Annotated in this window: 17 protein-coding genes and 1 tRNA gene; 13 read left to right on the top strand and 5 right to left on the bottom strand. The window is 65.5% G+C overall.

Features of this window, described 5'->3' with window-relative positions; genetic code table 11:
- The coding region (locus ACE3TQ_RS19125; protein ID WP_374583920.1) for an aminoacyl--tRNA ligase-related protein at positions 1-313 on the top strand (313 nt) is incomplete at its 5' end.
- Positions 314-395: 82 nt separating this feature from the next.
- Positions 396-486: transfer RNA gene (locus ACE3TQ_RS19120), tRNA-Ser, on the top strand.
- A gap of 56 nt (positions 487-542) precedes the next feature.
- On the opposite strand, the gene ACE3TQ_RS19115 is transcribed toward ACE3TQ_RS19120, so the two are convergent.
- Positions 543-1,325 carry an EAL domain-containing protein gene (locus ACE3TQ_RS19115; RefSeq protein WP_374583918.1) on the bottom strand — a complete coding sequence of 261 codons (783 nt, stop codon included), beginning with the start codon at positions 1,323-1,325 and terminating at the stop codon, positions 543-545.
- 93 nt (positions 1,326-1,418) lie between these two features.
- Positions 1,419-2,270, bottom strand: a complete 852-nt coding sequence (locus ACE3TQ_RS19110) for a transposase (RefSeq protein ID WP_374583917.1) — start codon at positions 2,268-2,270, stop codon at positions 1,419-1,421.
- A gap of 192 nt (positions 2,271-2,462) precedes the next feature.
- Between ACE3TQ_RS19110 and ACE3TQ_RS19105 the strand changes: the two genes are divergently transcribed.
- The 6 genes from ACE3TQ_RS19105 (at position 2,463) to ACE3TQ_RS19080 (ending at position 9,482) form a co-directional block, all read left to right on the top strand.
- Complete coding sequence (locus tag ACE3TQ_RS19105) at positions 2,463-3,176, top strand: substrate-binding periplasmic protein (RefSeq protein WP_374583915.1); 714 nt, start codon at positions 2,463-2,465, stop codon at positions 3,174-3,176.
- A 94-nt stretch (positions 3,177-3,270) separates the two neighbouring features.
- Complete coding sequence (gene zwf / locus ACE3TQ_RS19100) at positions 3,271-4,734, top strand: glucose-6-phosphate dehydrogenase (protein ID WP_374583914.1); 1,464 nt, start codon at positions 3,271-3,273, stop codon at positions 4,732-4,734.
- A 33-nt stretch (positions 4,735-4,767) separates the two neighbouring features.
- The gene (locus ACE3TQ_RS19095) at positions 4,768-5,139 is read left to right on the top strand and encodes a DUF2946 domain-containing protein (protein WP_374583912.1); all 372 of its coding nucleotides are present in this window, start codon (positions 4,768-4,770) and stop codon (positions 5,137-5,139) included.
- Between the two features lie 160 nt (positions 5,140-5,299).
- Positions 5,300-7,453, top strand: a complete 2,154-nt coding sequence (locus tag ACE3TQ_RS19090; RefSeq protein ID WP_374583910.1) for a TonB-dependent receptor — start codon at positions 5,300-5,302, stop codon at positions 7,451-7,453.
- 7 nt (positions 7,454-7,460) lie between these two features.
- Positions 7,461-8,981 carry a PepSY domain-containing protein gene (locus tag ACE3TQ_RS19085; protein ID WP_374583908.1) on the top strand — a complete coding sequence of 507 codons (1,521 nt, stop codon included), beginning with the start codon at positions 7,461-7,463 and terminating at the stop codon, positions 8,979-8,981.
- Between the two features lie 15 nt (positions 8,982-8,996).
- Positions 8,997-9,482 carry a thermonuclease family protein gene (locus ACE3TQ_RS19080; protein ID WP_374583906.1) on the top strand — a complete coding sequence of 162 codons (486 nt, stop codon included), beginning with the start codon at positions 8,997-8,999 and terminating at the stop codon, positions 9,480-9,482.
- On the opposite strand, the gene ACE3TQ_RS19075 is transcribed toward ACE3TQ_RS19080, so the two are convergent.
- The gene (locus ACE3TQ_RS19075) at positions 9,456-10,370 is read right to left on the bottom strand and encodes a LysR family transcriptional regulator (RefSeq protein ID WP_374583904.1); all 915 of its coding nucleotides are present in this window, start codon (positions 10,368-10,370) and stop codon (positions 9,456-9,458) included. The two genes, ACE3TQ_RS19080 and ACE3TQ_RS19075, sit on opposite strands and share 27 nt — an antisense overlap.
- 118 nt (positions 10,371-10,488) lie before the next feature.
- Between ACE3TQ_RS19075 and ACE3TQ_RS19070 the strand changes: the two genes are divergently transcribed.
- Together ACE3TQ_RS19070 and ACE3TQ_RS19065 are read left to right on the top strand one after the other, a co-directional pair.
- A complete protein-coding gene (locus ACE3TQ_RS19070) occupies positions 10,489-11,001 on the top strand; it encodes a hypothetical protein (protein ID WP_374583902.1) in 513 nt (170 codons plus the stop codon).
- Positions 11,002-11,023: 22 nt separating this feature from the next.
- A complete protein-coding gene (locus tag ACE3TQ_RS19065) occupies positions 11,024-11,548 on the top strand; it encodes a DUF4256 domain-containing protein (protein WP_374583900.1) in 525 nt (174 codons plus the stop codon).
- On the opposite strand, the gene ACE3TQ_RS19060 is transcribed toward ACE3TQ_RS19065, so the two are convergent.
- Together ACE3TQ_RS19060 and ACE3TQ_RS19055 are read right to left on the bottom strand one after the other, a co-directional pair.
- On the bottom strand, positions 11,545-13,533 hold the full coding sequence (locus ACE3TQ_RS19060) for a site-specific recombinase (RefSeq protein WP_374583898.1): 1,989 nt from the start codon (positions 13,531-13,533) through the stop codon (positions 11,545-11,547). The genes ACE3TQ_RS19065 and ACE3TQ_RS19060 overlap by 4 nt on opposite strands.
- A 37-nt stretch (positions 13,534-13,570) precedes the next feature.
- Positions 13,571-15,448, bottom strand: coding sequence for a glycoside hydrolase family 28 protein (locus tag ACE3TQ_RS19055; RefSeq protein ID WP_374583896.1), 1,878 nt, complete (start codon positions 15,446-15,448; stop codon positions 13,571-13,573).
- Between the two features lie 274 nt (positions 15,449-15,722).
- Here ACE3TQ_RS19055 and ACE3TQ_RS19050 point away from each other — a divergent pair, with 274 nt between their 5' ends.
- From ACE3TQ_RS19050 to ACE3TQ_RS19040, 3 genes are read left to right on the top strand one after another with little or no spacing between them, the layout of a single operon-like run.
- Entirely contained in the window at positions 15,723-18,635 is a 2,913-nt protein-coding gene (locus ACE3TQ_RS19050; protein WP_374583894.1) for a TonB-dependent receptor domain-containing protein, read from the top strand.
- 1 nt (position 18,636) lies between these two features.
- On the top strand, positions 18,637-21,018 hold the full coding sequence (locus ACE3TQ_RS19045) for a pectinesterase family protein (protein ID WP_374583892.1): 2,382 nt from the start codon (positions 18,637-18,639) through the stop codon (positions 21,016-21,018).
- Positions 21,015-22,856: a glycoside hydrolase family 28 protein gene (locus ACE3TQ_RS19040; RefSeq protein ID WP_374583890.1), complete on the top strand. Its 1,842-nt coding sequence runs from the start codon at positions 21,015-21,017 to the stop codon at positions 22,854-22,856. Before ACE3TQ_RS19045 ends, ACE3TQ_RS19040 begins: the two co-directional genes overlap by 4 nt.
- Positions 22,857-22,971 lie beyond the last annotated feature (115 nt).

The raw sequence follows: 22,971 nt of genomic DNA, 5'->3' as shown, positions 1-22,971 counted from the left end.
GCTGTGCACCGGCGACATGGGCTTCGGCGCCGCCAAGACCTACGACCTGGAAGTGTGGCTGCCGGCACAAAACACCTACCGCGAGATTTCCTCGCTGTCGAACTGCGAAGCGTTCCAGGCGCGCCGCATGCAGGCCCGCTTCCGCAACGCGCAAGGCAAGCCCGAGCTGCTGCACACCCTGAACGGCTCCGGCCTGGCAGTGGGCCGCACCCTGGTCGCCGTGCTGGAAAACTACCAGCAGGCCGACGGCTCGGTGGAAATTCCAGCCGTGCTGCAGCCTTACATGGGCGGCCTGACCAAGCTCGTAGCATAAAGTTGAAAATAGCCCTTCCATTTTTTCAAAGGGCTGCTATAATCTTGGCTCTCAACGGCGACCACCGTTAAGTGCAGTACCTGGAGAGGTGGCAGAGTGGTCGAATGTACCTGACTCGAAATCAGGCGTAGGGTGTCCCCCTACCGTGGGTTCGAATCCCACCCTCTCCGCCAGAATACGAAAAAGCGGCCCCTCACGGGGCCGTTTTTTTTCGCCTATATCCCGGCGTTCAAGGCCAGGTGGCGGGGTCGATGCTGGCCAAGCCCTGGAAAACCGGCTTGCTGAACCAGTAGCCCTGCATCAGCGCGATCCCCGCCCCAGCCAGGAACTCGCACTCGGCGCGCGTTTCCACCCCTTCCGCCAGCACCTCGATGCCAAGTTCGTGGCACATGGCCGCGATGCTAGCGACGATCACCTGGCGCGGCCGGTCGCGGTCGATGTTGCGCACCAGGTCCATATCGATCTTGACCAGGTGCGGCTGGTACTCCGCCAGCAGGTTCAATCCCGCGTAGCCGGCGCCGAAGTCGTCGATCGCAGTGTGGAAGCCGAAGCGCCGGTAAGCATGGAAAATGCTGACCAGGTGCGCCCGGTCCTGCACTTGCTCGCCTTCCGTCACCTCGAAGATGATCCGATCCAGCGGAAAATTGCATTTCTCGGCCGTCTCGAACGTAGTGCGGATGCACAGTTCGGGGCGGTACACGGCGTTAGGCAGGAAGTTAATCGACAGCTTCTCCCGCATTCCCAGCCGCGCCGCAGTGGAGACGGCCTTGATGCGGCAAGCCTGGTCGAACTGATAGCGGTTGCTGTCGTTTACCTGGGTCAGCACGCTGCCCGCGCTCTGCCCCTCGGGACCGCGCACCAACGACTCATGCGCATAAATGGTGCGCTGGCGCACATCGACAATAGGCTGGAAGGCAAATTCGAACGCGATTTCGCCGGCTTGGCCGCCACGGCAGCCGGAGCAGGGCACCGGCTCGTGCGGCGCGACGGGGATGGTGTCTCTTGCGTGCATGGTTGGCGCTCTGGTTGTGGATTGGCCTTATGGTGACACAAAACCGGTGCCAGGTCTGTCATTTGGACACCCGATGCGCACTTTTGACTTTTCTCAAGACGGGCGTTTATCGATTGTGAAGGAGGAGATGGCGCGGCTCACGGTTTTTACGGAGACGCCGGCATACACAGCAATTTCCGGCATCGAGTACCCAAGCGACAAATAGGCCCTGGCCATCGCTTCTTTAGGGTTGCGGTACTCGAGGAAGAATTCGGGCAGCGGGCGCACCACGGCGCGCCGTTGCACGCGTTTGATCTCGAAGGGATTGTCGGGCAGCTTGTGCCCAACGATATTGGCCGTGAACTCGGCGTCGCCCAGTATCAGCTCGCTTGACACCTGGGCTAAGGGGCTTGGGCCACCGATTCCGGCCAAGACAAACTCACGATAGGCATGCCTGGCCCCAGCCAGGCTGCTGCCAAATTTCTGCAGCACCTCCTGCGACTTAAGCCATTCGGGCGAGTCAACGAAGCCCATTTTCGCGCCGTAGCTACTCCACAGCCATTCGTCAGGAGTGCTTACGATCTTCGCCCGGACCGGGTTCAGTTCGATGTAACGGCACAGCTCATGGCGATACGGCTCGTCCTGGCACAGGATCGCCTTATAGCGCCCCTGGAAGACATGCCCAACCAAACGATGGGCGCGATTGAAATAGCGCGCGTACTTGCCGTTCAAGTGGCACATGCCACGCGCCAGTCCGCCGCTCGGAACCTTCAGCAAGACATGGTAGTGGTTGCCCATCTGGCAATACGCCAAGACCACGAAATTAAAGCGCGTGCACGTTTCTTCGAGAATTGAAAGCCAGGCTAGCCGGTCGCTGTCGGACAGGAAGATCTTTTCGCGCCGGTCGCCGCGCGAGGTGATGTGGTAAAGCGAGTTCTCCAACTCAATTCGCAGCGGCCGGTTCATGCCTCCCAAGATATTTCGGAACCCGCCATTCATTCTTGCGATACCGCAAGGACCATGACGATGTTCAAAATAGCGACAAGCGCCTTGATAAACCGCAAAGAGTGTGCGCAGATGTCCAAATGACAGACCTGGCACCGGTCTTCTTTTCTGCGCTATGCTGATGCGATGAACTGGAAGGCATTCATATTCGGTATGTTGGCCGTGCCGCCGCTTGGGGCGGAGACCATTACGCTCAGTAATGGTGAGTGGCTGCCCTACCTGTCGCAGTCGCTGCCGCACTACGGCACCGTGTCGCGCATTGTGACGGAAGCCTTTGCGCTGGAGGGGATCAGCGTCAAATACGTGTTCCGCCCCTGGCCGCGCGCTTATGCCGAGGCGCAGCGCGGGCTGGTGGCCGGTTCCGTCGTCTGGAGCGTGGGCGAGGCCGGCACCGAGCGTGCGCGCGAATTCCTTTCCAGCGATACGGTGCTGGAGTCGCATTCCGTCTTCTTCCACCGTAAAGGCTTCGACTTCCGCTGGGGCTCGGACCAGGACCTGGCCGGCCTGCGCATCGGCGGCGTGGCCGGCTATGAATACCGCTTTGAGGGCTTGCCTGGCATCCGCATCGAGCGCGCCCAGACCGAGGAGCTGAGCCTGCGCAAGCTGGTGGCGGGGCGGGTCGATGTGGTGCCGGCGAGCCTTGACGTCGGGCTCTATATCCTGCGCACCCGCTTTAAACCGGCGGAGGCGGACGCCATCACGGTGGCGCCGGGGCGCTTCTACTCCACGCAATACCGCTTGATCATGCGGCGCGCCGACGCTGCCAGCAGCGCTTACATCGTGCGTTTCAACCGCGGCTTGCGCAAGCTGAAGGAAAGCGGCAGGTACGACGAGTACATGGCCGACCTGGCGGCCGGACGGTATTGAATCCCCGCTGGCGGCAGGCGTCTCCTGCCGGCAAATGAGAGTTTAGGTATTATTAGCATTCTGACTCGCTACCCTGACTACCTGAAGCCTCGACATGACCACCACTCCCCAAGCTGAAAACGGCCTGCCCCTCGATATGATCATCTTCGGCGGGGTCGGCGACCTGGCCATGCGCAAGCTGCTGCCTGCGCTGTACATGGCCCACCTGCACGGCAACCTGCCGCCGGCCACGCGCATCATTTCCACCGGGCGCCAGGAGTTCGACCGCGGCGCTTACCTGGCGTTCGTGGAGGAGCATTCGCGTTCCTTCATCGCCCAGGCAAACTTCACGGAAGAGGCGTGGCAGAGCTTCCTGCAATTGCTGGAGTTCGTGCGCATCGATGTGCAGCAGGACAGCATGGCGGCGCTGGCCAAGGCTTCGCGCCAGGGCGCTGAGCGCGTGTTCTACCTGGCTACGGCGCCTTCTCTGTTCACCACGATCTGCGACAAGCTGGCCGAGGCGGGCCTGGTCGACCGCAATGCGCGCGTGGTGCTGGAGAAGCCGCTGGGGCGCGACCTGGCTTCCGCAGTGGAGATCAACGAGGCGGTGGGCAAGCATTTCGAAGAGTCGCAGATCTACCGTATCGACCATTACCTGGGCAAGGAGACTGTGCAGAACCTGATGGTGCTGCGCTTCGGGAATTCGATCCTGGAGCCGCTGTGGCGCGCGCCGAATATCACCAGCGTGCAGATCACGGTGGCGGAGGAGGTTGGCGTGGGTAGCCGCGCCGGCTTCTACGACAGCACCGGCGCCATGCGCGATATGGTGCAGAACCATCTGCTGCAGCTGCTGTGCATCGTGGCGATGGAGCCGCCCGCGTCGCTGGCGCCGGATGCGGTGCGCGATGAAAAGCTGAAGGTGCTGCGTTCGCTGCGCCGTATGAACCTGGCCACCATCGCGCGCGATACGGTGCGCGGCCAGTATGTGCGCGGGGTGCGCGGCAACCAGGAGGTGCCGGGCTATCTTGAGGAGCGCAACGTGCCGGCCGACAGCAGCACCGAGACTTTTGTCGCCTTGCGCGCATATGTCGATACCTGGCGCTGGTCGAAAGTGCCGTTTTACCTGCGCACCGGCAAGAGCATGCAGCGCCGCTCGTCCAAGATCGTGATCGAATTCGCCAACCCACCGTTCCCGCTGTTCCCGGAAAACCCGGCCGGCGTGGCCAACCGCCTGGTGATCGAGCTGCAGCCGGAGGAGGCGATCAAGTTGCAGCTGATGGCCAAGCAACCTGGCAGCGGCATGCAGATGCAGCAGGTGGCGCTGAACCTGGATCTGCAGTCGGCGTTCTCGCAGCGCCGCGCCGAGGCCTACGAGCGCTTGCTGATCGATGTGGTGCGCGGCCGCCTGACGCATTTCATGCGGCGCGATGAACTGGAGGCGGCCTGGGAGTGGGCGGAGCCCATCATCAACGGCTGGGAGCAGCTGGGCGAGAAGCCGAATGCCTATGCGGCCGGCACCTGGGGCCCGCCGGAATCGTTTGCGCTGCTGGCGCGCGATGGCTTCAGCTGGGTGGAGTAATTGTTGCGGGCCCTGTGCTAGAATCGGGGCCCTATGAAACGCGCCTCCCCAGCCCACCGCTTCACCGCCTGGCTTGCCTGCCTGGTGATGCTGTTTGCTGCCCTGGCGCCGGCGGTTACCCATGCCGGTGCGGGCGGCGGCTGGGCCGAACTGTGTACGCAGGACGGTATGAAGCTGGTGAAGATCAGCGACGATGGCGCCGCGAAAGATCCAGCCAGCGCCCAGCACGGCGAACATTGCGCGTTCTGCCTGGTGCATGCCAACCATTCGGTGCCCGAACCGTTGGCGGCGCCGCTGGTCCATCCTCTTGAAGTGCGGGAAGGCTATCCTGCGCTTTACTTCCAATCCCCACGCCGGCTGGCCGCCTGGTCCAGCCCTCAGTCGCGCGCACCCCCACACGCGTAATCCCGGCGATTTGATGTAAATCATTCAGCTCGCCGCTGTCCGTTCGCACATTCTCGGGGTTCGCCTGCGGCCGTTGCTGGCCGTGGCGCGCTTTTGCACCGGCTATTTGCCCGTGCCGGCTTAATCCGTCCTTTTCGGGCGGCTAACCAGGTTATTTACGATGTCTTTTCCATCCCAACTTCCGTACGCGCTCGCCTGCGCTTTCGTGGCGGCGCCTGCCGGCGCGCAGACCAGCGCCACCATGCCCACCGTTGAGGTGTCCGCCACCGCATTGCGCAGCGGCGGCGTGTTTGATCTTGACGGCCAGGCCGGCACCGGCAGCCGCCTTGGCCTGACGGTGCGCGAAACGCCGGCCAGCGTCAGTGTGGCCGACCGCGCCTTGATCGACGAACGCGGCGCGCAGGATACGCAGGAGATCCTGCGCGCCATTCCCGGTGTGACCGCGCATAATGCGCCCGGCAATATCGGTGTCAGTTATCGCGGCTTCGGCAGCAGTTCCATCAGCCAGCTGTTCAACGGCATCAGCGTGCAGTACTCGATTGCGGCGCGCCCGGTCGATAGCTGGATCTATGACCGCGTCGAGGCGATCGGCGGGCCATCGAGCTTCCTGTACGGTTCCGGCGCGGTCGGTGGCTCCATCAATTACATCACCAAGGTCGCCGAGCGTGGCGAATTCAGCGAGGCGCGCCTGCGCCTGGGCAGCAATCGCTTGAAGGAGGCGTCGCTTGGATTGAACCGGCGCCTGTCGGGCGATGGCGACGGGGTGCAGCATTTTGGCCGCATCGATATCAACCACCGCGACAGCGGCAGCTGGGTCGATGGCAGTTCGAGCAAATCGACGCAGCTGGCGGCATCCGTCCGCTCCGACTTTGGTGCGCGGTTCACGCACACCCTGGCCTATGAATTCCAGGACGAGGACGTGGGGCGACCTTACTGGGGCACGCCGCTGCTGAATCCTGTCAGCGGGAAGGCGCGCATCGATGACGCCACTCGCTACAAGAACTACAATAGCGCGGACGGCGTGTACGCCCAGCGCGTGCACTGGCTGCGCTCTGTCGCCGACTGGCGCGTTTCGGACGCGCTGCAGTTCACCAACACCCTGTATGCCTACGATGCGCTGCGTGACTATCGCAATGTGGAGGGCTATCGCTTCAATCCGGGCAATACGGCGGTGATCCGTTCCAGCACGCTGCTGCAGCGGCATGACCAGCGCGTGGTGGGCGACCGTTTCGATGGCATGTATAAGGGCATGCTGGGCGGGCAGCGCAGCGACTGGGCATTCGGCCTGGAGCTGAGCGCCAACAAGCAGACGCGCTTCCCGAACAGCCTGTCGTCCACGGTCAGCACGGTGGATCCCTACAAATTCGTGACCGAGCGGTTCTTTGATATCCCGGGCATGGCGCCGGGCTTCCGTCCCGACCGAGACAACCGCGTCAAGACCGTGGCCGCCTACGTTGAGAACCGCACGGCGCTGGCGCCGGCGCTTCACCTGGTGACGGCGCTGCGCAGCGAACGTATCGAGCTGGAGCTGGTCAACCGCCGCGAAGTCACGGCCGCCAACCCGGCCAGCTTCGAGCGCAGCTACCGTCCGAATACCGGCCGCGCGGGCCTGGTGTGGGACGTGGCGCCGGGCGCCATGGCGTATGTGCAGTACGCCACAGCGGCCGACCCGCCGTCCGGCGTGTTGTCCACGGCTTCCTTTGCGGATGTGCGCAACAACAGCGAGCTGACTTCCGGCCGCCAGGCGGAGATCGGGTCCAAGCTGGATTTTTGGCAGGGCAAGGGCACTGCCACGCTGGCGGCATACAGGATCGTGCGCAAGAACATCGCCACGCAGGACCCGAACAACACTGCGCTGACGGTGCTGGTGGGCGAGCAGTCATCGCAAGGCGTTGAGCTGGCACTGGGCCTGCAGCCGCTGCCGCAGCTTTCGCTGCAGGCGAATGTTACCCATGTCGATGCCGAGTACGAGAACTTCCGCCAGGGCGGCATTTCGCTGGCCGGCAAGACGCCGGCGGCCACGCCGAAAACGGTGGCCAATGCCTGGCTGTCGTACGCTGTTTCGCCTGTGCTCAAGGCTTCGGCCGGCGTGCGTTATGTCGGTGCCGTCTATGCGGATGCGGCCAACACGATTGAATGGCCTGCCTACACGCTGTTCGACCTGGGCCTGAGCTACCAGCTGGACCGCAACATGTCGCTGGTGGGCCGCGTGCGCAATGCCGGTAACCGGGTGCATGCGTTGAACACCACGTCCACCATGGCGTACCTGGGCGCACCGCGCACGGTCGATGCCACCTTGCGCGTAGCGTTCTGAGGCCGCCATGCGAGCACGCTTTAAACGGCTGTTGTTCCTGGTGCACCGCTGGCTGGGCGTGATCCTGTGCGCCTTCTTCGCCATGTGGTTCGTCTCCGGGGTGGTCATGATGTATGTCGGCTACCCCAAACTGACCGATGCCGAGCGGCTGCGGCATTTACCGCCGCTGGCAGCGGAAGCGCCGTTGCTGTCGCCGCAGCAGGCCCTGGCCCGCGCCGCGGTGGATGCGCCGCTGAAAGAGCTGCGCCTCGCAGCGGCCAGTGGCGGCCGTTCGGCTTACTTCGCTACGCCCAAAGCCAAGGGCAGCGCCACCGTGGCGATCGATGCGATGGGCGGCACGCGCCTGCCGGCCACGGACAGGGCGCGCGCCCTTGCCAGCGCCGCCGCTTTCGCGGCGCCCGGCGCCGGCCTGCGCTACCTGGATGTGATTGCGGAGGATGCCTTCACCCATTCGCGGGCACTGGATGCGCACCGGCCGCTGCACCGCGTAGAGGTGGATGATGCCAGCAAGACCATGCTCTATATCTCGGGGCGTACCGGCGAAGTGGTGCGCGACGCCACGCGCAGCGAACGCCTGTGGAACTATGCCGGGGCATGGATCCACTGGCTCTATCCATTCCGCGGCAACATCTTCGACAGCTACTGGAGCGATATCGTCAACTGGCTGTCGATCGCAGGTATCGCCATGGCCTTGAGCGGCACGGTGGTGGGCATCATGCGCTGGCGTTTTGTCCGGCCTTACCGCAACGGCGGGCGCACGCCATACCAGGGCTTCATGCGCTGGCACCACATCGGCGGCCTGCTGTTTGCGCTGACCACCATTACCTGGATCTTCAGTGGCCTGATGTCGATGAATCCCTGGCGCGTCTTCGATACGGACGCTGCGCCATTACAGGCGCAGGCGCTGGAGGGCGGAGCGCCATCGCTGGCCGCGTCGGTTGCCGCGCCGTCCGCCTTGCTGGCAGCCGCCGGCGGAAGCGTGCGTGAGCTGCGCTGGACGCGGGTGCAGGGCAGGGTGGTGGTGCAGGCTTTTGCCGCAGGCGGCAAGCCGGTCCTGCTCGATGGCGCAACGGCGCAGCCGCTGCAGCTCGACCCTGCGGCGCTGCGCACCGCTGCGGCGCAACTGCTGCCTGGCAGTGTGCCGCGCTTCGCAATGCAGTCGGTCTACGACCTGTATTACTACAACCGCGATGCCCATACCATGACGGGCGGCAGCGCCAAACCATTGCCGGTGCTGCGCGTGGAATTCGACGATCCGCAAGCCAGCTGGGTATATCTCGATCCTTACACTGGCGCCGTGGTGGGGCGCAGCGATCGCGGCAAGCGTAGCAGCCGCTGGCTGTTCGCCATGCTGCATAGCTGGGATTGGCTGCCCTTGCTGGAACGCCGCCCCTTGTGGGACATGCTGCTGATCTTCCTGAGTATCGGCGGCGCCGTCATGAGCATCACCGGCATCGTGATCGGCTGGCGACGCCTGGGTAAAAAGCTGCGCGGCAGCGGCGTTCCGCGTACAATTCGGCTCCCTTGAACACTGCCGGAACCGATGAAGAAGATTGCGTTGCTCCTTGCGCTGTTTTGCGCCCAGGCCCATGCCGACCAGGTCGTGGGTGTTTCCGATGGCGACACACTGACCGTGCTGCGCAACGGCAAACAGGTGAAGGTGCGGCTGGCGAACATCGACGCGCCGGAGAAGAAGCAGCCCTTCGGCGCGCGCTCCAAGCAGGCGCTGTCCTTGCTGTGCTTCGGTCGCAATGCGGCGCTTGAAGCGGGCGAGACGGACCGCTACGGCCGCATGGTGGCGGTAGTGCATTGCGGCGGCGTGAACGCCAACGTGGCGCAGGTGCGCAATGGCATGGCCTGGGTCTACCGCCAGTACAACCACGATATCGGCCTGCTCGGCATGGAGGCGGCGGCGCGCGCCTCGCGCGTCGGCTTGTGGGCGGACGCGAATCCGCAGGAGCCCTGGCTGTACCGCAAGTCGCGCAAGGCGCAGGGCACCTCCCTATCGCACGCGGCGGCGGCCAACTAGGCGGCCTTCGAACAGGTCTTTCATTTCGCGCAGCCCGGCGGTCAGGCATTCGACCGCTGCGGAGACCTTCGGCACGCCGCGCAGCTGGCGCGGCGTCAGCAGCCACAGTTGCGAGCGGAAATCGGTCAGCAGCGATGAGACGCGGCGCAAGCGCGGGTTGGCGTCGCCCAGGTGGCAGGGCAGTATGCCAATCCCCAGGCCTTCCTCGATCAGGCGGCACACGGCCAGCGTGCTGGAGCAGCGCACCACGGCATGCCGCGCCAGGCCTTGCGCTTCCAGCCATTGCGACGAGGCCAGGTGGCCCAGCGTTTCGTCTACCGTGATCCAGCTATGCAGGTGCAGCTTGTCTTCGGCGACCTTGGGCCAGTCCACCGGCGCGTAGATCGCCACTTCGATATTGCAGATGACGCGGCCAATCAGCTCGCCATCGGGCTCGCCGCCTGAGCGCAGGGCGATGTCGGCTTCGCGCTGGCGCACATTGGCCAGGCTTTCGCCGGTCACCAGGTTGAAGGCCAATTGCGGCAGTTCGCGCCGGCAGCGCGCCAGCAGCAGCGGCATCACGCGCGGCACCAGCACTTCGGTCGTGGCCAGGGTCAGGCGTCCGGCGGCCGCCATTTCCGCGTCCCGCTCCATGTCGCGCAGGCGCCGGTCGAATTCTTCCGCCAGCTGCAGCAGCCCGGCCGCCGCCGACGTTGGGCGGTAGCCTTGCCGGCTACGCTCGAACAGGGCCGTGCCCAGGCTGGCCTCGATGTCGCGCACGCGGCGGAACAGGGTGGGGTGGCTGGTGCCAAGCGCCTGCGACGCCTTGGACAGGGAGCCGTGGCGCGCCACCGCCAGGATGACCTGGTAATCGTTCCAAGCCAGGCGGCTTGTCGGGAATGTGCTCATGCCTGTGATTCTAGCGCGGTTGTCCATTTTTGAAATGGTGATGTTCAAAACCTGGCTATCGCTGGCGCTGGCGGGGGCTGACAATGGCTCCATCCAAACCACTTCAGAAGGACTCAAAATGCTGCGTAAATTCCTGACCACCGTTGCTCTGCTGGCCGCCAGCGTCGCCCAGGCGGCGGAACCGTGCAGTGCGCCGGAGTACAGGCACTTCGACTTCTGGGTCGGCAACTGGGAAGCTATCGACCGCAATGGCAAGCTGCTCGGCCATACGCTGATCGAAAAGATTGAACAAGGCTGCGTGTTGCAGGAATGGTGGCGCGGCAATGGCGCGGAAAACGGCGCCGGTACGAGCCTCAGCATGTACGACCGCCGCCACAAACTGTGGCGCCACGTCTGGACCAGCGCGCGCGGCAATTTCGCCCCGATCGACGGCGGCTGGCAGGGCGACCGTATGCTGATGAGCGGCTACTGGACCAATGACAAAGGTGAACGCGAGCTGCACCGCACCGTATGGAAGCCGATTCCCGGCGGCGTCCACCACGTCTGGGATTCTTCGCTGGACGGCGGCGTTACCTGGAGCGTGATCCACGAGGCCTGGCTGCGCCGCACCGACAAGGTGCTGGTGAAGTAAGATGGTGCCTGGGGAGGGCAGGATGATGATCGAACTACTCAGGCAGCGTTTCGAATCGAATATGCAGCGGCATGCAGGGCTGGAATGGAGCGCCGTGCAGGCGCGCCTGGAGGCGGGCGGCGGCAAGCTGGCCGTGCTGGCGGAGATGGAGCGCACTGGCGGCGAGCCGGATGTTGTCGGCGTCGATAACACGAGCGGGGAAATCGTCTTCTGCGACTGCGCGCCGGAGAGCCCCGCAGGCCGCCGCAGCCTGTGCTACGACCAGGACGCACTGGCGGCGCGCAAGGAGAACAAGCCCGCTGGCAGTGCGCTGCAACTTGCCGCGGCAATCGGTGTCGAACTGCTCAACGAAGAACAATACCGCTACCTGCAGACGCTGGGCGAGTTTGACCGCAAGACGTCAAGCTGGATCGAGACGCCGGCCAGCATCCGCCGGCAGGGCGGCGCGCTGTTTTGCGACCGCCGCTATGGCCAGGTATTCGTCTACCACAATGGCGCCGAGTCCTACTACGCCGCGCGTGGCTTCCGCGGCCTGGTGCGGATCTAGGCGTGCTCGCCGCCAGCGTCCACTTCGCGCGGCGGTACGAAGAAGCTGCGCGGGGCCTGGCGGAAGCGCTGCCAGACCAGGCCGAGCAGGGCGCTGCCCTGGCCGAAGCTGATGCGGCGCGAGCGCAGGGCGACCATCAGCGCAAGTGAGAAGCTCACTGCCAGGTTGGTCAGGGCGATCAGCACGATGCCGGTCAGCGACAGCACCCATTGCTGCGTCGTCAGCTGGTAATCCAGTCCGACCAGCGCGAAGGCGAAGTTGGCGCTGGAGAACGTAACGTGGCGGATGTCGATCGGCAGGCCGAAGACGAAGCCGATGGTGCCGATGGACCCCAGCATGATGCCGAAGAAGAAATTGCCCGCGAGCGCGCCGAGGTTCTGGCCGATGTAGGCGGTAACGCGCGCCAGGCGCTGTTCGCCCAGCAGGCGGCGCAGCCAGGCGAGCTGGCGCAGGCGCGCGGCAATGTCGTTGTAGGCCGCCTTGTTGTCGTAGTAGCCGGAGATCAGGCCCGCCAGGAACAGGCACACGCCGGCAATCGCGGCATGCGGCAGGGCCAGGCTGTGCAGCGGATCGATATCGTGCAGCAGGTGCAGCGATTTCTCGGCGCCGGCGAGCTTGCTGCCGAAGGCGAATTGCCAGCCGACGGCAATGGCAAAGGCGGTGGGCATGGCAATGGCGACGTTGCCGACAATGGCGACAAACTGCGAGCGCAGCACTTTCACCACCAGGTCCGCCAGCTCGTCCAGCTTTTTGGAGCCGTCGTTGATGGCGGCGGCAATGCGCGCCGCTGTCATGGCGGGCTGCTTGGTGGCCACGGTGAAATGCAGCACGTGGATCAGCATGAAGCCGAAGGCGTAATTCAGGCTATACAGCACGGCATAGCCGATCGGCGCCAGCACCAGGCTTGCCATCAGCACCTTGAGCATGGCCATGAAGCCGACGATGAAGCCGGCGCCGGAGGCGGAGCGCATGATGGACAGCCATTCGCCGCGCGTACTCGCGACGTAGTGCTCGCCGGAGCGGCCCGCGTGCTCGGTCACCTGCAACGCCAGCAGCTCGGTATTGGTCTGGAACAGGTCGGACAGGCTCCACTTGCGGTTGTCCGCTTCCACCAGTTGCCGCAGCAGGTCAAGCGCGCCGGGCAGGGCGGCATCCGTTGACGGCGCCTCCACCAGGTCGAGGATGGCGCGCAGGCGTTCGATGCTCTGCGTCAGGCGCAGCAGCAGGCGCGTCAGGCTGACCGATACGCCCTGTACGGACGCGGTGCGCTTGGCGCGGCCGATGATTTCTTCGCACTGGTCAAGCAGCACGTCGATGTGGCGCGCGTCGGGCACCTCGGCGTCCGGTTCGACCAGGCGCGCGCGCCACGCTTCGGTGAACTGCACCACTTCTGCGTTCTGGCGCAGGAAGGGGGATTCGAAGCGTTCAATGTCCGGGTGCACACGCACCAGTTCCGGCTCAAGGCCGATCGCGCTGATGCGGTAGGACAGTACCTGCACCGCTTCCAGCAGCTCGCCCAGACCGTGCTCGCGCAGCCAGCCGCGCTGCGGCAGGTCGAGTGCGCGCAGCAGGTCGAGCCAGACCGCGGGATCGACGCCGTTGACCCAGCGATAGTCGTCGGGCCGGTGGAAGACCAGGCCGAAAACATCTTTCAGGTAGTCGTCGTTGACCGTGGGCGGCAGCCACTTGTGGTTCAGGCGGCGCCATAGCTCGCCGAAAAAGCCCTGGTTCTGCAGGATGCCGGTATCGGTCAGCAGGTGCACCAGCTTGCGCTGGCCGATGATGCCGGCCAGGTAGTTGCGCAGGGCCTGCGCCCATTCGGGGTGTGTCGCCAGTAGATGCGCGAGTGCGCGCAGGCGGTTGGTGGCTTGCTGCAGGTCGCTGGCATGCGTTGGGCGCACTGTATCGACCAGTTCCTGCAGCAGGGACGTATCGCGCGATGAGGCCGAGGCCTGGATGCGCGTCAGTATGCTATCCATCATCATTCTTGGTAGCATAACGGCGATCCGCCTGCTTGTCCAATCAGCTTGTCATGATGGTATCGAGCTTTTTGCCGCTGATTTTCACGTTTTCCAGCGTGAGGCCGGCCACGTTGTACAGCGCGATCGGCTGCGCTGCATTGACCGGATTGCCGAAATCGCAGTTGCTCACGCTGACGCGGCGCACCGGCAGGACGGGCGGCGCCGGTTGCGGGCCGTTGTAGTCGCTGGCGACCGGGCCGAGGATGGCGATGGCCTGGTAGCAGGAACCGCGCGTGCCGTCCTTGTCCACATTGCCGACGGTGACGTTCTCGATATGGATGTCCGATACTTCCGGCGGGCGGATGCGCACACTGTCGGCGGTGGGGGCGTAATCGCAGTCGAAGGAGACGACTGCGCCGGCGGCCGTGGCCAGGCCCTTGGTGTCGATCGGCGAGCCTGGCAGCAGGGCATAGTGCGATGGACTGAGCTGCACGCCGTTCGGCACTTTCACGTTCTTCACGTAGAAGTGGCGCAGGTAGCCGCCGCGGTTCATATTCGTCTTGAGGCGGATGGCGATGTTCAGCGGGTCGGTGGCCCAGTGCGCATTTTCAAACACCAGGTCGCGCGCGTAGACGTGCTCGATGCCGCCGGCCATTTCCGAGCCAAGGGTGACGGCGCCGTGGCCGCTGTGCATGGTGCAGCCCTGGATCACCACGTTGCGCGTCGGCCCGTACTGGGTGTCGCGGTTCTTGCCGGCCTTGATGGCGATGCAGTCGTCGCCTGAATCGAACACGCAGTCCTCCACCAGTACGTGGTCGCAGGCCTCCGGGTCGAAGCCGTCGCTGTTCGGGCCGCGGCTCTCGGCGTGCACCTTGCGGATCACCAGGTTGCGGCAGTTGACCGGGTGGTGCTGCCAGAACGGCGTGTTCTGCACGTGGTAGCCCTGCAGCAGGACGTTGCTGCAGTTGATGAAGTGGATCATGGAAGGGCGCAGGTAGTGGCCTTTGCCGAATACCCGCTGCTCGACCGGCACGCCGGCTTCGGACAGGGCGGGCAGGTAACGTTCGTCGCTGCGCCATTTATCGCCTTCGCCTTCGATCAGCTTGCGCTGCGCGGCGCTGAGGCCGGGCGCGATGTCCTGCAAGGGCTTGTTCAATGGATTGGGCACCACCTGCGTCGGCTGGCCTTCCTTGTAGCCGGGCGCGGTGGTTTGCGAGACCGCGTTCATGGTGCGGTTGCGGCCTTTCCAGGACCACCAGCAGTCGCCGGCTTCGTTGAATGGGACGCCGCCCTGGCCATCCAGCCTGGAAGTCCAGTCTTCGCCGGTCAGGGCGATGTTGCGGGCATTCAGTGCGTACACCATGGGAGCGTAGTTCAGGCAGTCGTTGCTTTGCCAGCGCGAGAGCGTGAGCTTGCCATTGTCGCCGCAGTCGAACTCACCGTGGCGCGCGTAGTCGTCGGGATATTGCGAGAACAGGATGTGGGCGCCCGCCTGCAGGTGCACGTGGACATTGGAGCGCAGCACGATCGGTCCGGCGCAGTACCAGTAGCCTTTGGGGATGACGACGCGGCCGCCGCCGGCCGCTGCGCAAGCTTCAATCGCGGCCTTGAAATGAGGGTAGCAGTCGTGTGCGTTGTCGGCCTGGGTTGGCACCAGCGCCTGGTCGTCGTGCGTGACCCAGGCTTTGACCAGCTTTGTCTGGCATGGCTGGGCGCCGAAGTCCGTCACCAGGAAGTCGCGTTTGGGGAAGCGCACATGGCCGCGCAGTTTGGCGACGATGGCGTCGGCGCGGCGCCAGGCGGCGCGGCGTGCTGCCGCAGGCGGCGTGGACGCCAGCGCGGGCAGCCAGTGCGGTGCGAGAAGGGCGGCGGCGCCGGCTTGCAGCAGGCTGCGGCGGCGCAGTTGTGGCGCTGGCGGCTGTTGGCGAGGCTTGTTCAAATCGGTGTCTCCTTGGTCGAATATCGATGGTTCACGCGTCCGGCGGCGAGCGCCGCTAATATAGCCGTCCGGGCAGAACGGCGCGGTGATCCCGTCTCCATGCGGGAATTCTAAATTGGTCAGGCCAAAACAACAATCTGGACAGGCCGGAAGTGGCTTTTTTGCATCGATCTGGATTTTTTGCTTGTGAAATTGGCCTAACCACTTTAGTCTCTGGTTATACCAAAATCGAAAATCGATCAAACCAATTTGATCGCATACATGGAGGAGACACATGAATTACGTCGCAGGCCCGAAAACCAGGCGCGCGGTATTGGCTTCGTCGGTAGCCATGGCCGTGCTGCAGATGGCTAACCAGGCAATCGCGCAGACTGCAGCACCCGCAGCGGAAGAACCCGTCGCATCGGTGGTCGTCACCGGCTCGCTGATCCGCCGCGTCGCCAACGAAGGCGCCACCCCGCTCGTCACCATCAAGTCCGCCGAGCTGGAAGCGCGCGGCCACACCGAACTGAAAGACCTGGTGCTGGAGATGCCGCAGTCCATGTCGCTCGGTACCAATACCGGCGCGGCCGGCCCGATGATCAACCTGCGCGGCCTGGGGCCGATGCGTACCCTGACCCTGCTGAATGGCCGCCGCTTGGCGAATGAGCCGCTGCAGGACCAGTATGTCTCCGTCAATGTGATCCCGCGCATGGCGCTCGACCGCGTGGAAACCCTGAACGGCGGCGCCGCCTCCATTTACGGCGCGGACGCCATCGGCGGCGTGCAGAACTTCTGGACCAAGCGTGGCTACGAAGGCGCGGCCGTCAAGGCCGAATACGCCCCGACCGAAGACGGCGGCGGCGACACCAAGGGTTTCGGCGCCATCTTCGGCGTGGGCAAGCTGTCGCGCGACGGCTGGAATGCCTACATCGCGATCGACCACCAGAAGAAGGACGCGCTGTTCCAGAGCGACCGCCCGCAGCAGCATGACCCGGCCATCCTGCGCACCTTGGGCCTGGGCATCACGCCGGACGCCCGCAATCCGAACCCGTCCGCCAACTTCGGCTTCGCGCGCAATGCGAACTCCAGCTACAACCCGACTTTTGCCACCGGCTGCATGGCGCCGTACTCTACGCCGACCCTGGGCAACAACAGCACTGCCGCCACGCCGGTCTATGCGCCGGGCTGCGCGCGCAATCCGGTGTACTGGACGGCCGTAACCGACGGCAGCGAAATCACCACCGTCAGCGCGCGCGGCAGCCTGAACCTGTCCGGCGGCCACCGCCTGGACCTGGACCTGCTGCATTCCGAGTTCACGGTGCAGAAGTTCCGCGGCATGCAGGTGCCGAATACGCCGCAGCCGTTCACCACCTACTCGCTGCCGGCCACCAGCAAATACTATCCGGGCAAGGGCATTACCCCGGCCGTGCAGGTCGTCGGCAGCAACACCGGCAGCAATACCCCGGCCATGTACATCGACCCGGCCAAGACCCCGGGCACGGTGAGCGACCTGAATATGAACAACCGGACCATCTACTTCCAGTGGGGTCCGGCCGAACTGGGTCCGGCCTACCGCAACGACGAACAGACCAACGACCGCATCGTGCTGACGGCTGAAGGCGAAGTGCTGGGCTGGGACTACCGCGCGGGCCTGAACTACGGCGAATCGAAGCGCGATACCCGCGTCGGCGAAGGCTATATCCTCTACTCCAAGGCGCAGGAAGGCTTCGACAAAGGCATCCTGAACCCGTTCGGCCCGCAGGACGCGGCCGGCGTCGAATACCTGAAGAGCATCCAGGCGCTGGATTACACCTACCGCCTGAACAAGGCGTTCAACCAGAGCGTGGACGTGACCCTGTCCAAGGGCCTGTGGGAACTGCCGGGCGGCATGCTGACCCTGGCCGTGGCGGGTGAATTGCGCCGCGATGGCGCGCAGACGTTCAATGCGCCGCTCGACTATGTGCTGAAAAAAGCCGACGGCAGCTACAACATCGACGCTGCCGGCAACGTGGTGCAGACCGACCTGGTGGGCGAGACCCCGCAAGGCGTGGCCAAGAAGATCCACCGCACCATCGCCTCGCTGCTGATGGAGGCCGAAGCGCCGATCACCGACAAGTTCCTGCTGAACGCCGCCGTGCGCGCCGACCGCTACGGCGACCTGAAACAGACCACCATCAATCCCAAGCTGGCTGCACGCTGGCAGCCGTTCCAGCAGCTGGTCCTGCGCTCCAACGTCAACACCGGTTTCCGCGCGCCGTCCATCATCGACATCCAGAACCCGACGCCGGAGGTGCGCAACCAGGTGATGGACGATCCCGTCCTGTGCCCAAGCACCCAGCCGCTGGTGCCCGGCACCGGTACGCCGAAGCAGGGCTACACCTTCGACCAGGTCTGCAACGTCGCCACCAACTACTGGACCAAGTCGCCCAACAACGACTTCCTGAAACCGGAAAAATCGCGCGGCTTCTCGTTCGGTTTCGCGCTGGAACCGATGAAGGACCTGTCGTTCACCGTCGACTACTGGGGCCTGAAGCTGCGCGACGTGCTGGGCGCCGTGACCATTACGGAAATCCAGCAGAACCCCGCCAAGTACGAGGTCAACTTCGTGCGCAATGCGGACGGCACCATCGACCACATCGTGGCCAGCCAGGCCAACCGGGGCCAGACGCGCATCCGTGGCCTGGACCTGTCGGCCAGCTACCGCTTCCCGAAAACCAGCTTCGGCACCTTCGATGCGAAACTGGACGGCACCTATACCGACAAGTATGAGTTCCAGTCGGAGAAGAATGGCCCGTGGCTGAGCAACGTGGGCATCATCACCAACGATGGCCGCTACGGCAGCGCAGGCCCCAACTCCGGCCTGGCCGGCCTGCCGCAGATCAATCCGCGCTGGAAGCACACCGCCGCGCTCACCTACACCAACGGCGCATGGGCCGGGACGCTGTCGCAGCGCTATAACACCGGCGTCACCGACATCACCCCGCGTGCCGGCTCGACCCTGACCAAGGTGGAGGCCTACAAGCAGTACAACCTGAACGTGCGCTATACCGGCATCAGGAACGCCACCATCAGCTTCGGTGTCAACAACCTGACCGAAGAATGGCCACCGCTGACCTCCAACAGCCTGTATAGCGGCGGTTATGTGACCTCGCTGGCGGATATGCTGGGCCGCGTCTATCGCTTCTCGGTCGAGTACAAGTTCTAGGATGGTGCGCGGCTTCTTGCTGGCTTGCGTGCTGCTGCCGGCAGCGGCGCACGCCGTCGCGCAGTCCGCCTGCGCCGGTGGCGCGGCATGGTGCCGCAACCAGCCGTGGGTGGTCGCGCCTGCGGCCGGGCCGGGCGCCGGCGGCGGCGTGGCGCCGCGCGCTGGCGCGGCGCTGCATGGCGAAGACGCGCCTGGCGGCGTGCTGCCGGCGTCGGGTGCGCCGTCCGGCGGCGTGGCACTGGTGCCTGCCGTGCAGACGGCGGCGGCGACGGCTGGCGCCTACTTCGTGGAGGCGCGCTTGCGGCCCGTCGCTGGCGGTGCCGGCCAGGGCTACGTCATTGTCCGCCATGCGGACGACCGCAACTGGCTCGGCTTTGGCCTGGAGGTGGCGCCGGACGGCGGCAGGGTATCCGTCAACATCGTCCGCATGACCGACGGCCAGCCGAAATTCCTCAAGCAAGTGCGCACCGAACCCGCGCCCGGCAACACCTTCTACACTATCCGCCTCGATGTTGACGGCGCCGCGCTGACCGCCCATCTGAACGGCACCCGCCTGATCGGCGTCGATGAACCGAACCCGCTGCCGCCGCGCATCGGCGTGCTGGCGCAGGGCGGCGCTTTCGAAATCGACGGCCTGCGCGCCGGCGACATGGCGCAGCCGCCCACCAGCATCGGCCTGGTGCACCGCCACCGCCGGCTTGCCCTGCAGGCCGGCGAGGCCGCGCAGCGTTACGAGGTGCGCGCCGTCGCGCGTACCGGCCTGCGCGCCATCCGCTTCCACGCCGCCGCCAGCGATCCGGCGGTCGCCGAGGCCAGCGTGGAAGGCGAACAGCTGGTGCTGCAGCCGCGCGCGGAAGGCGCCACCACGGTCACGCTCACCAGCGCGGAAGACCCGAACGTTGCGCTGGCGCTGGATGTGCGCGTCGGTCCAGCCTTCGCCGCCTCGTCGCGCCGCTACGCGCTGGCGCGCGCCGTGCAGCCGGCCGCACGGGAACGCGACGTCCCCATCGACACGCGCCTGCAGATCCGCTTCGACCGCGCGCCGGGCATCCGCGCCCACGGCGCCATCCGCATCGTGCGCGCCGCCGACGGCGTAACGGTCGATACCATCCGCCCCGGTATGGAGCTGGACGAAATCGGCGCCACGCGGGATGGCTTCAAACGCGTGGTGCGCTACCAGGCGATCAGCGCCGACGGCGCCACCGTCACCATCCGCCCGCACGATGGCAAGCTGGCCTATGGCACGGAATACTACGTGCTGGTGGACGGCAATGTCTTCAGCGGCGCCACGCTGGCCGGGCAAGCCTTCGACGGCATCGGGAAGGCTGCCGCCTGGACCTTCCGCACGCGCGAACGCGCGCCGCAGGCGCAAAACACGGGGCAAGCCACGGCGCAAGCGGTGGCGCTGCGCGTGGCGGCCACCGGCAAGGCCGATTTCCGCACCGTGCAGGGCGCCCTGAACCACGCCATGCGGCATGTGCCGCGCGCGCAGCCAGTCACGATCACGCTGGCCAACGGCCGCCATGAAGGTTTGCTCTACCTGCGCGGCAAGGACAACGTCACCTTGCGCGGGGAGTCGCGCAGCGGTACCGTCATCGCCGCCGAGAACAGCGATGGCGTTAATCCCGGCAGCGGCGCCGGCCAGGCCCCGCTGGCGCCCGGCGCCGGCGGCGGGCGCGCGGTCTTCCTGGTGGAAGACGCGGACCTGCTGCGCCTGGACACGCTGACCCTGGCCAACACCACCTGGCGCAGCAGGACGATCGGCGCCCAGGCCGAAGCGCTCAACTTCAGCAGCGAAGGCCGGCTGGTCGCCACCGGCGCCGATTTCCTCAGCGAGCAGGACACCCTCCAGCTCAAGGGCTACGCCTGGTTCTACCGCTGCCTGGTGGCGGGCAACGTCGATTTCATCTGGGGCTATAACCGCGCCGCCCTGTTCGAGCAGTCCGAGATCCGCTCCCTCGGCGACAGCGCCAACCCGGCCAGCGGCGGCTACCTGGTGCAGGCGCGCACCGTGGCCGAAGACGATCCCGGCTTCGTGTTCCTGGACAGCCGCCTGACGCACGGCCCCGGCCCGGCCGGCAACGACGTGCCGCCCGGCGCCACCTACCTGGCCCGGCCCGGCGTGGCAACCGCCTGGGATAATGTCCGCTACATCAACACCCGCATGGGCCCGCACATCAGCAGCAGGGGCTGGAGCGGCGAACCGCGCGCCGGCAAAGGCTGGGAAGAGGCGGGCAGCAGCGGCCTGTCCGGCGCAGCGCTCGACCTGGCGCAGCGGCGTGGCGGCCGCCTGCTGACGGCTGCCGAAGCGGCCCGCTACGACAGCCGCGCCAAAGTATTCTCGCAATATGACAATGGAAAAGGATGGAAGCCGCAGCCATGAGTAAAGACGTCCCGCATTCCGCGCGCCGCCGCGCACTGTTGAAAGGCGCCGCCAGCGCCGGCGCACTGGCCGCCAGCGGCGTCCCGGCGCTAGCCGTCGCGCGCGCCGCCGCCGGCCAGGCGCTGGCCGACCCCTGGCAGCGCGCACGCGATATCCAGCGCCGCTTCGCCAGGCCGCTGGCCTTTCCCCAGCGCGATTTCCCGATCACCGATTTTGGCGCCCAGCCCTGCCAGCTGGCCAAGGTGCAGGGCTATCCCACCATCCGCAGGAAGGGCGAGCTGGAAACCCAGGCGCCCGGTTCGCACGACAGCCATCCCGCCTTACGCGCCGCGATCGAAGCGGCGCACAAGGCGGGCGGCGGCCGCGTCGTCATCCCTGCCGGCAACTGGTACCTGAAAGGGCCGATCACGCTGCTGTCCAACGTGCACGTGCACCTGAAGGCCGGCGCCCAGGTCCTGTTCAGCGCCAACCCCAGCGATTACGCGCGTGACGGCGACTACGACTGCGGCCGGAACGGCAAGCTGGTGCTCTCGCGCTGGCAGGGCAACGACTGCCTGAACTTCAGCCCCCTGGTCTACGCGCGCGGCCAGAAGAACATCGCCATCACCGGCGAGGACTGGAGCAGCATCCTGAACGGCCAGGCCGGCGTGCCGTTTGAGGACGGCAGCGGCGCCTGCTGGTGGAGCATGAACCCCAAGGCCGCCTTGCCCGGCAGCGTGCACCAGGGCGTCCCCAACCCCGCCAACCCGGCTTCGCTGGCCGACGTGGCGCCGCACCTGGACGCCGCCGCGCGCGCCCGCATCCAGGGCGAGGGCGAGCGCTGGCGCAGCGACGAGCGCTACCTGCCGGCGCTGTCCGAAGCCGGCATCGCGCCGGAGAAGCGCATCTTTGGCCTGGGCCACACGCTGCGCCCCAGCATGGTGGAATTCGTCGATTGCAGCGATGTGCTGATGCAGGGCTACCTGGTCATCAACACGCCGTTCTGGATCCACCACCCGGTCAACTCGCGCAACGTCCATATCAGCAAGGTGCGCATGGACAGCATCGGCCCCAATTCGGACGGCGTCGATCCGGAATCCTGCGACACGGTGCTGGTGGAGGGCTGCGAGTTCAACACCGGCGACGACTGCATCGCCATCAAATCCGGCAAGAACCGCGACACGCAGTACGGCCCCACGCGCAATATGCTGATCCAGGACTGCGTGATGAACAGCGGCCATGGCGGCATCACGCTGGGCAGCGAAATGTCGGCCGGCATCGAGCATGTCTACGCGCAGAACATCGAGTTCCGCAACGCGCACTGGGCCAGCGACCCGCTGTGGACGGCAATCCGCCTGAAGACCAATATGAACCGCGGCGGCTACCTGCGCCACCTGTACGTGCGCGACATCACGCTGCCGAACGGCGTGCAGACCACGCCGCGCCCATACAAACCCTTGCCGGGCACGCTGCCGGGCGGCGCCCGGGCGCCGTCGACCGGCGGCGGCGCCGTGCTGACCATCGATTGCGACTACGCGCCGTCCGACGATATGGTGCGGACCCGCCCGCCGCAGGTATCGCACGTCCACATTGCGCGCGTGCGCGCCGCCAATGTCGAAGGCCCCGACGGCGCCTACTCCTGCAACCAGGTCATGGTTATCCTCGGTCCCGTGCCGGGCAGCTTTAACGGCGCTCCCGGCACGCCGGTGCTGCCATTGACCGACATCTCCATCACCGATGCCGATTTCGGCACGCCGCGCAACGCCGGCGAACCGTGGTTCGTCTATAACGTCAAACGCCTCAAGCTGGCCAATGTGCGCATTGCCGGCAAGACGTTCAACACAGAGCTGAACGCATGAAGGCCATCGGTGCGTTGCCGCGCCGGCCCCGCGCGGCAGGGTGCATCAAGAAGGCGCTCGACTAAAGTTAGCTTTTAGATAAAAATGGCGGCTGTCTTCATTGTAGGAGGTGTGA

It is taken from the genome of Pseudoduganella sp., assembly GCF_041914865.1.
In the GTDB taxonomy this organism is placed as follows: domain Bacteria; phylum Pseudomonadota; class Gammaproteobacteria; order Burkholderiales; family Burkholderiaceae_D; genus Rugamonas.
This window is presented reverse-complemented; position numbering and strand designations above follow the sequence as displayed.

What these genes read in the sequence shown, in the direction of transcription:
- ACE3TQ_RS19115 (WP_374583918.1), bottom strand. Translation starts at nt 1,325, where the DNA reads ATGCACGCAAGAGACACCATCCCCGTCGCGCCGCACGAGCCGGTGCCC.
- ACE3TQ_RS19110 (WP_374583917.1), bottom strand. Translation starts at nt 2,270, where the DNA reads ATGAACCGGCCGCTGCGAATTGAGTTGGAGAACTCGCTTTACCACATC.
- ACE3TQ_RS19105 (WP_374583915.1), top strand. Translation starts at nt 2,463, where the DNA reads ATGTTGGCCGTGCCGCCGCTTGGGGCGGAGACCATTACGCTCAGTAAT.
- zwf (WP_374583914.1), top strand. Translation starts at nt 3,271, where the DNA reads ATGACCACCACTCCCCAAGCTGAAAACGGCCTGCCCCTCGATATGATC.
- ACE3TQ_RS19095 (WP_374583912.1), top strand. Translation starts at nt 4,768, where the DNA reads ATGAAACGCGCCTCCCCAGCCCACCGCTTCACCGCCTGGCTTGCCTGC.
- ACE3TQ_RS19090 (WP_374583910.1), top strand. Translation starts at nt 5,300, where the DNA reads ATGTCTTTTCCATCCCAACTTCCGTACGCGCTCGCCTGCGCTTTCGTG.
- ACE3TQ_RS19085 (WP_374583908.1), top strand. Translation starts at nt 7,461, where the DNA reads ATGCGAGCACGCTTTAAACGGCTGTTGTTCCTGGTGCACCGCTGGCTG.
- ACE3TQ_RS19080 (WP_374583906.1), top strand. Translation starts at nt 8,997, where the DNA reads ATGAAGAAGATTGCGTTGCTCCTTGCGCTGTTTTGCGCCCAGGCCCAT.
- ACE3TQ_RS19075 (WP_374583904.1), bottom strand. Translation starts at nt 10,370, where the DNA reads ATGAGCACATTCCCGACAAGCCGCCTGGCTTGGAACGATTACCAGGTC.
- ACE3TQ_RS19070 (WP_374583902.1), top strand. Translation starts at nt 10,489, where the DNA reads ATGCTGCGTAAATTCCTGACCACCGTTGCTCTGCTGGCCGCCAGCGTC.
- ACE3TQ_RS19065 (WP_374583900.1), top strand. Translation starts at nt 11,024, where the DNA reads ATGATGATCGAACTACTCAGGCAGCGTTTCGAATCGAATATGCAGCGG.
- ACE3TQ_RS19060 (WP_374583898.1), bottom strand. Translation starts at nt 13,533, where the DNA reads ATGATGATGGATAGCATACTGACGCGCATCCAGGCCTCGGCCTCATCG.
- ACE3TQ_RS19050 (WP_374583894.1), top strand. Translation starts at nt 15,723, where the DNA reads ATGAATTACGTCGCAGGCCCGAAAACCAGGCGCGCGGTATTGGCTTCG.
- ACE3TQ_RS19045 (WP_374583892.1), top strand. Translation starts at nt 18,637, where the DNA reads ATGGTGCGCGGCTTCTTGCTGGCTTGCGTGCTGCTGCCGGCAGCGGCG.
- ACE3TQ_RS19040 (WP_374583890.1), top strand. Translation starts at nt 21,015, where the DNA reads ATGAGTAAAGACGTCCCGCATTCCGCGCGCCGCCGCGCACTGTTGAAA.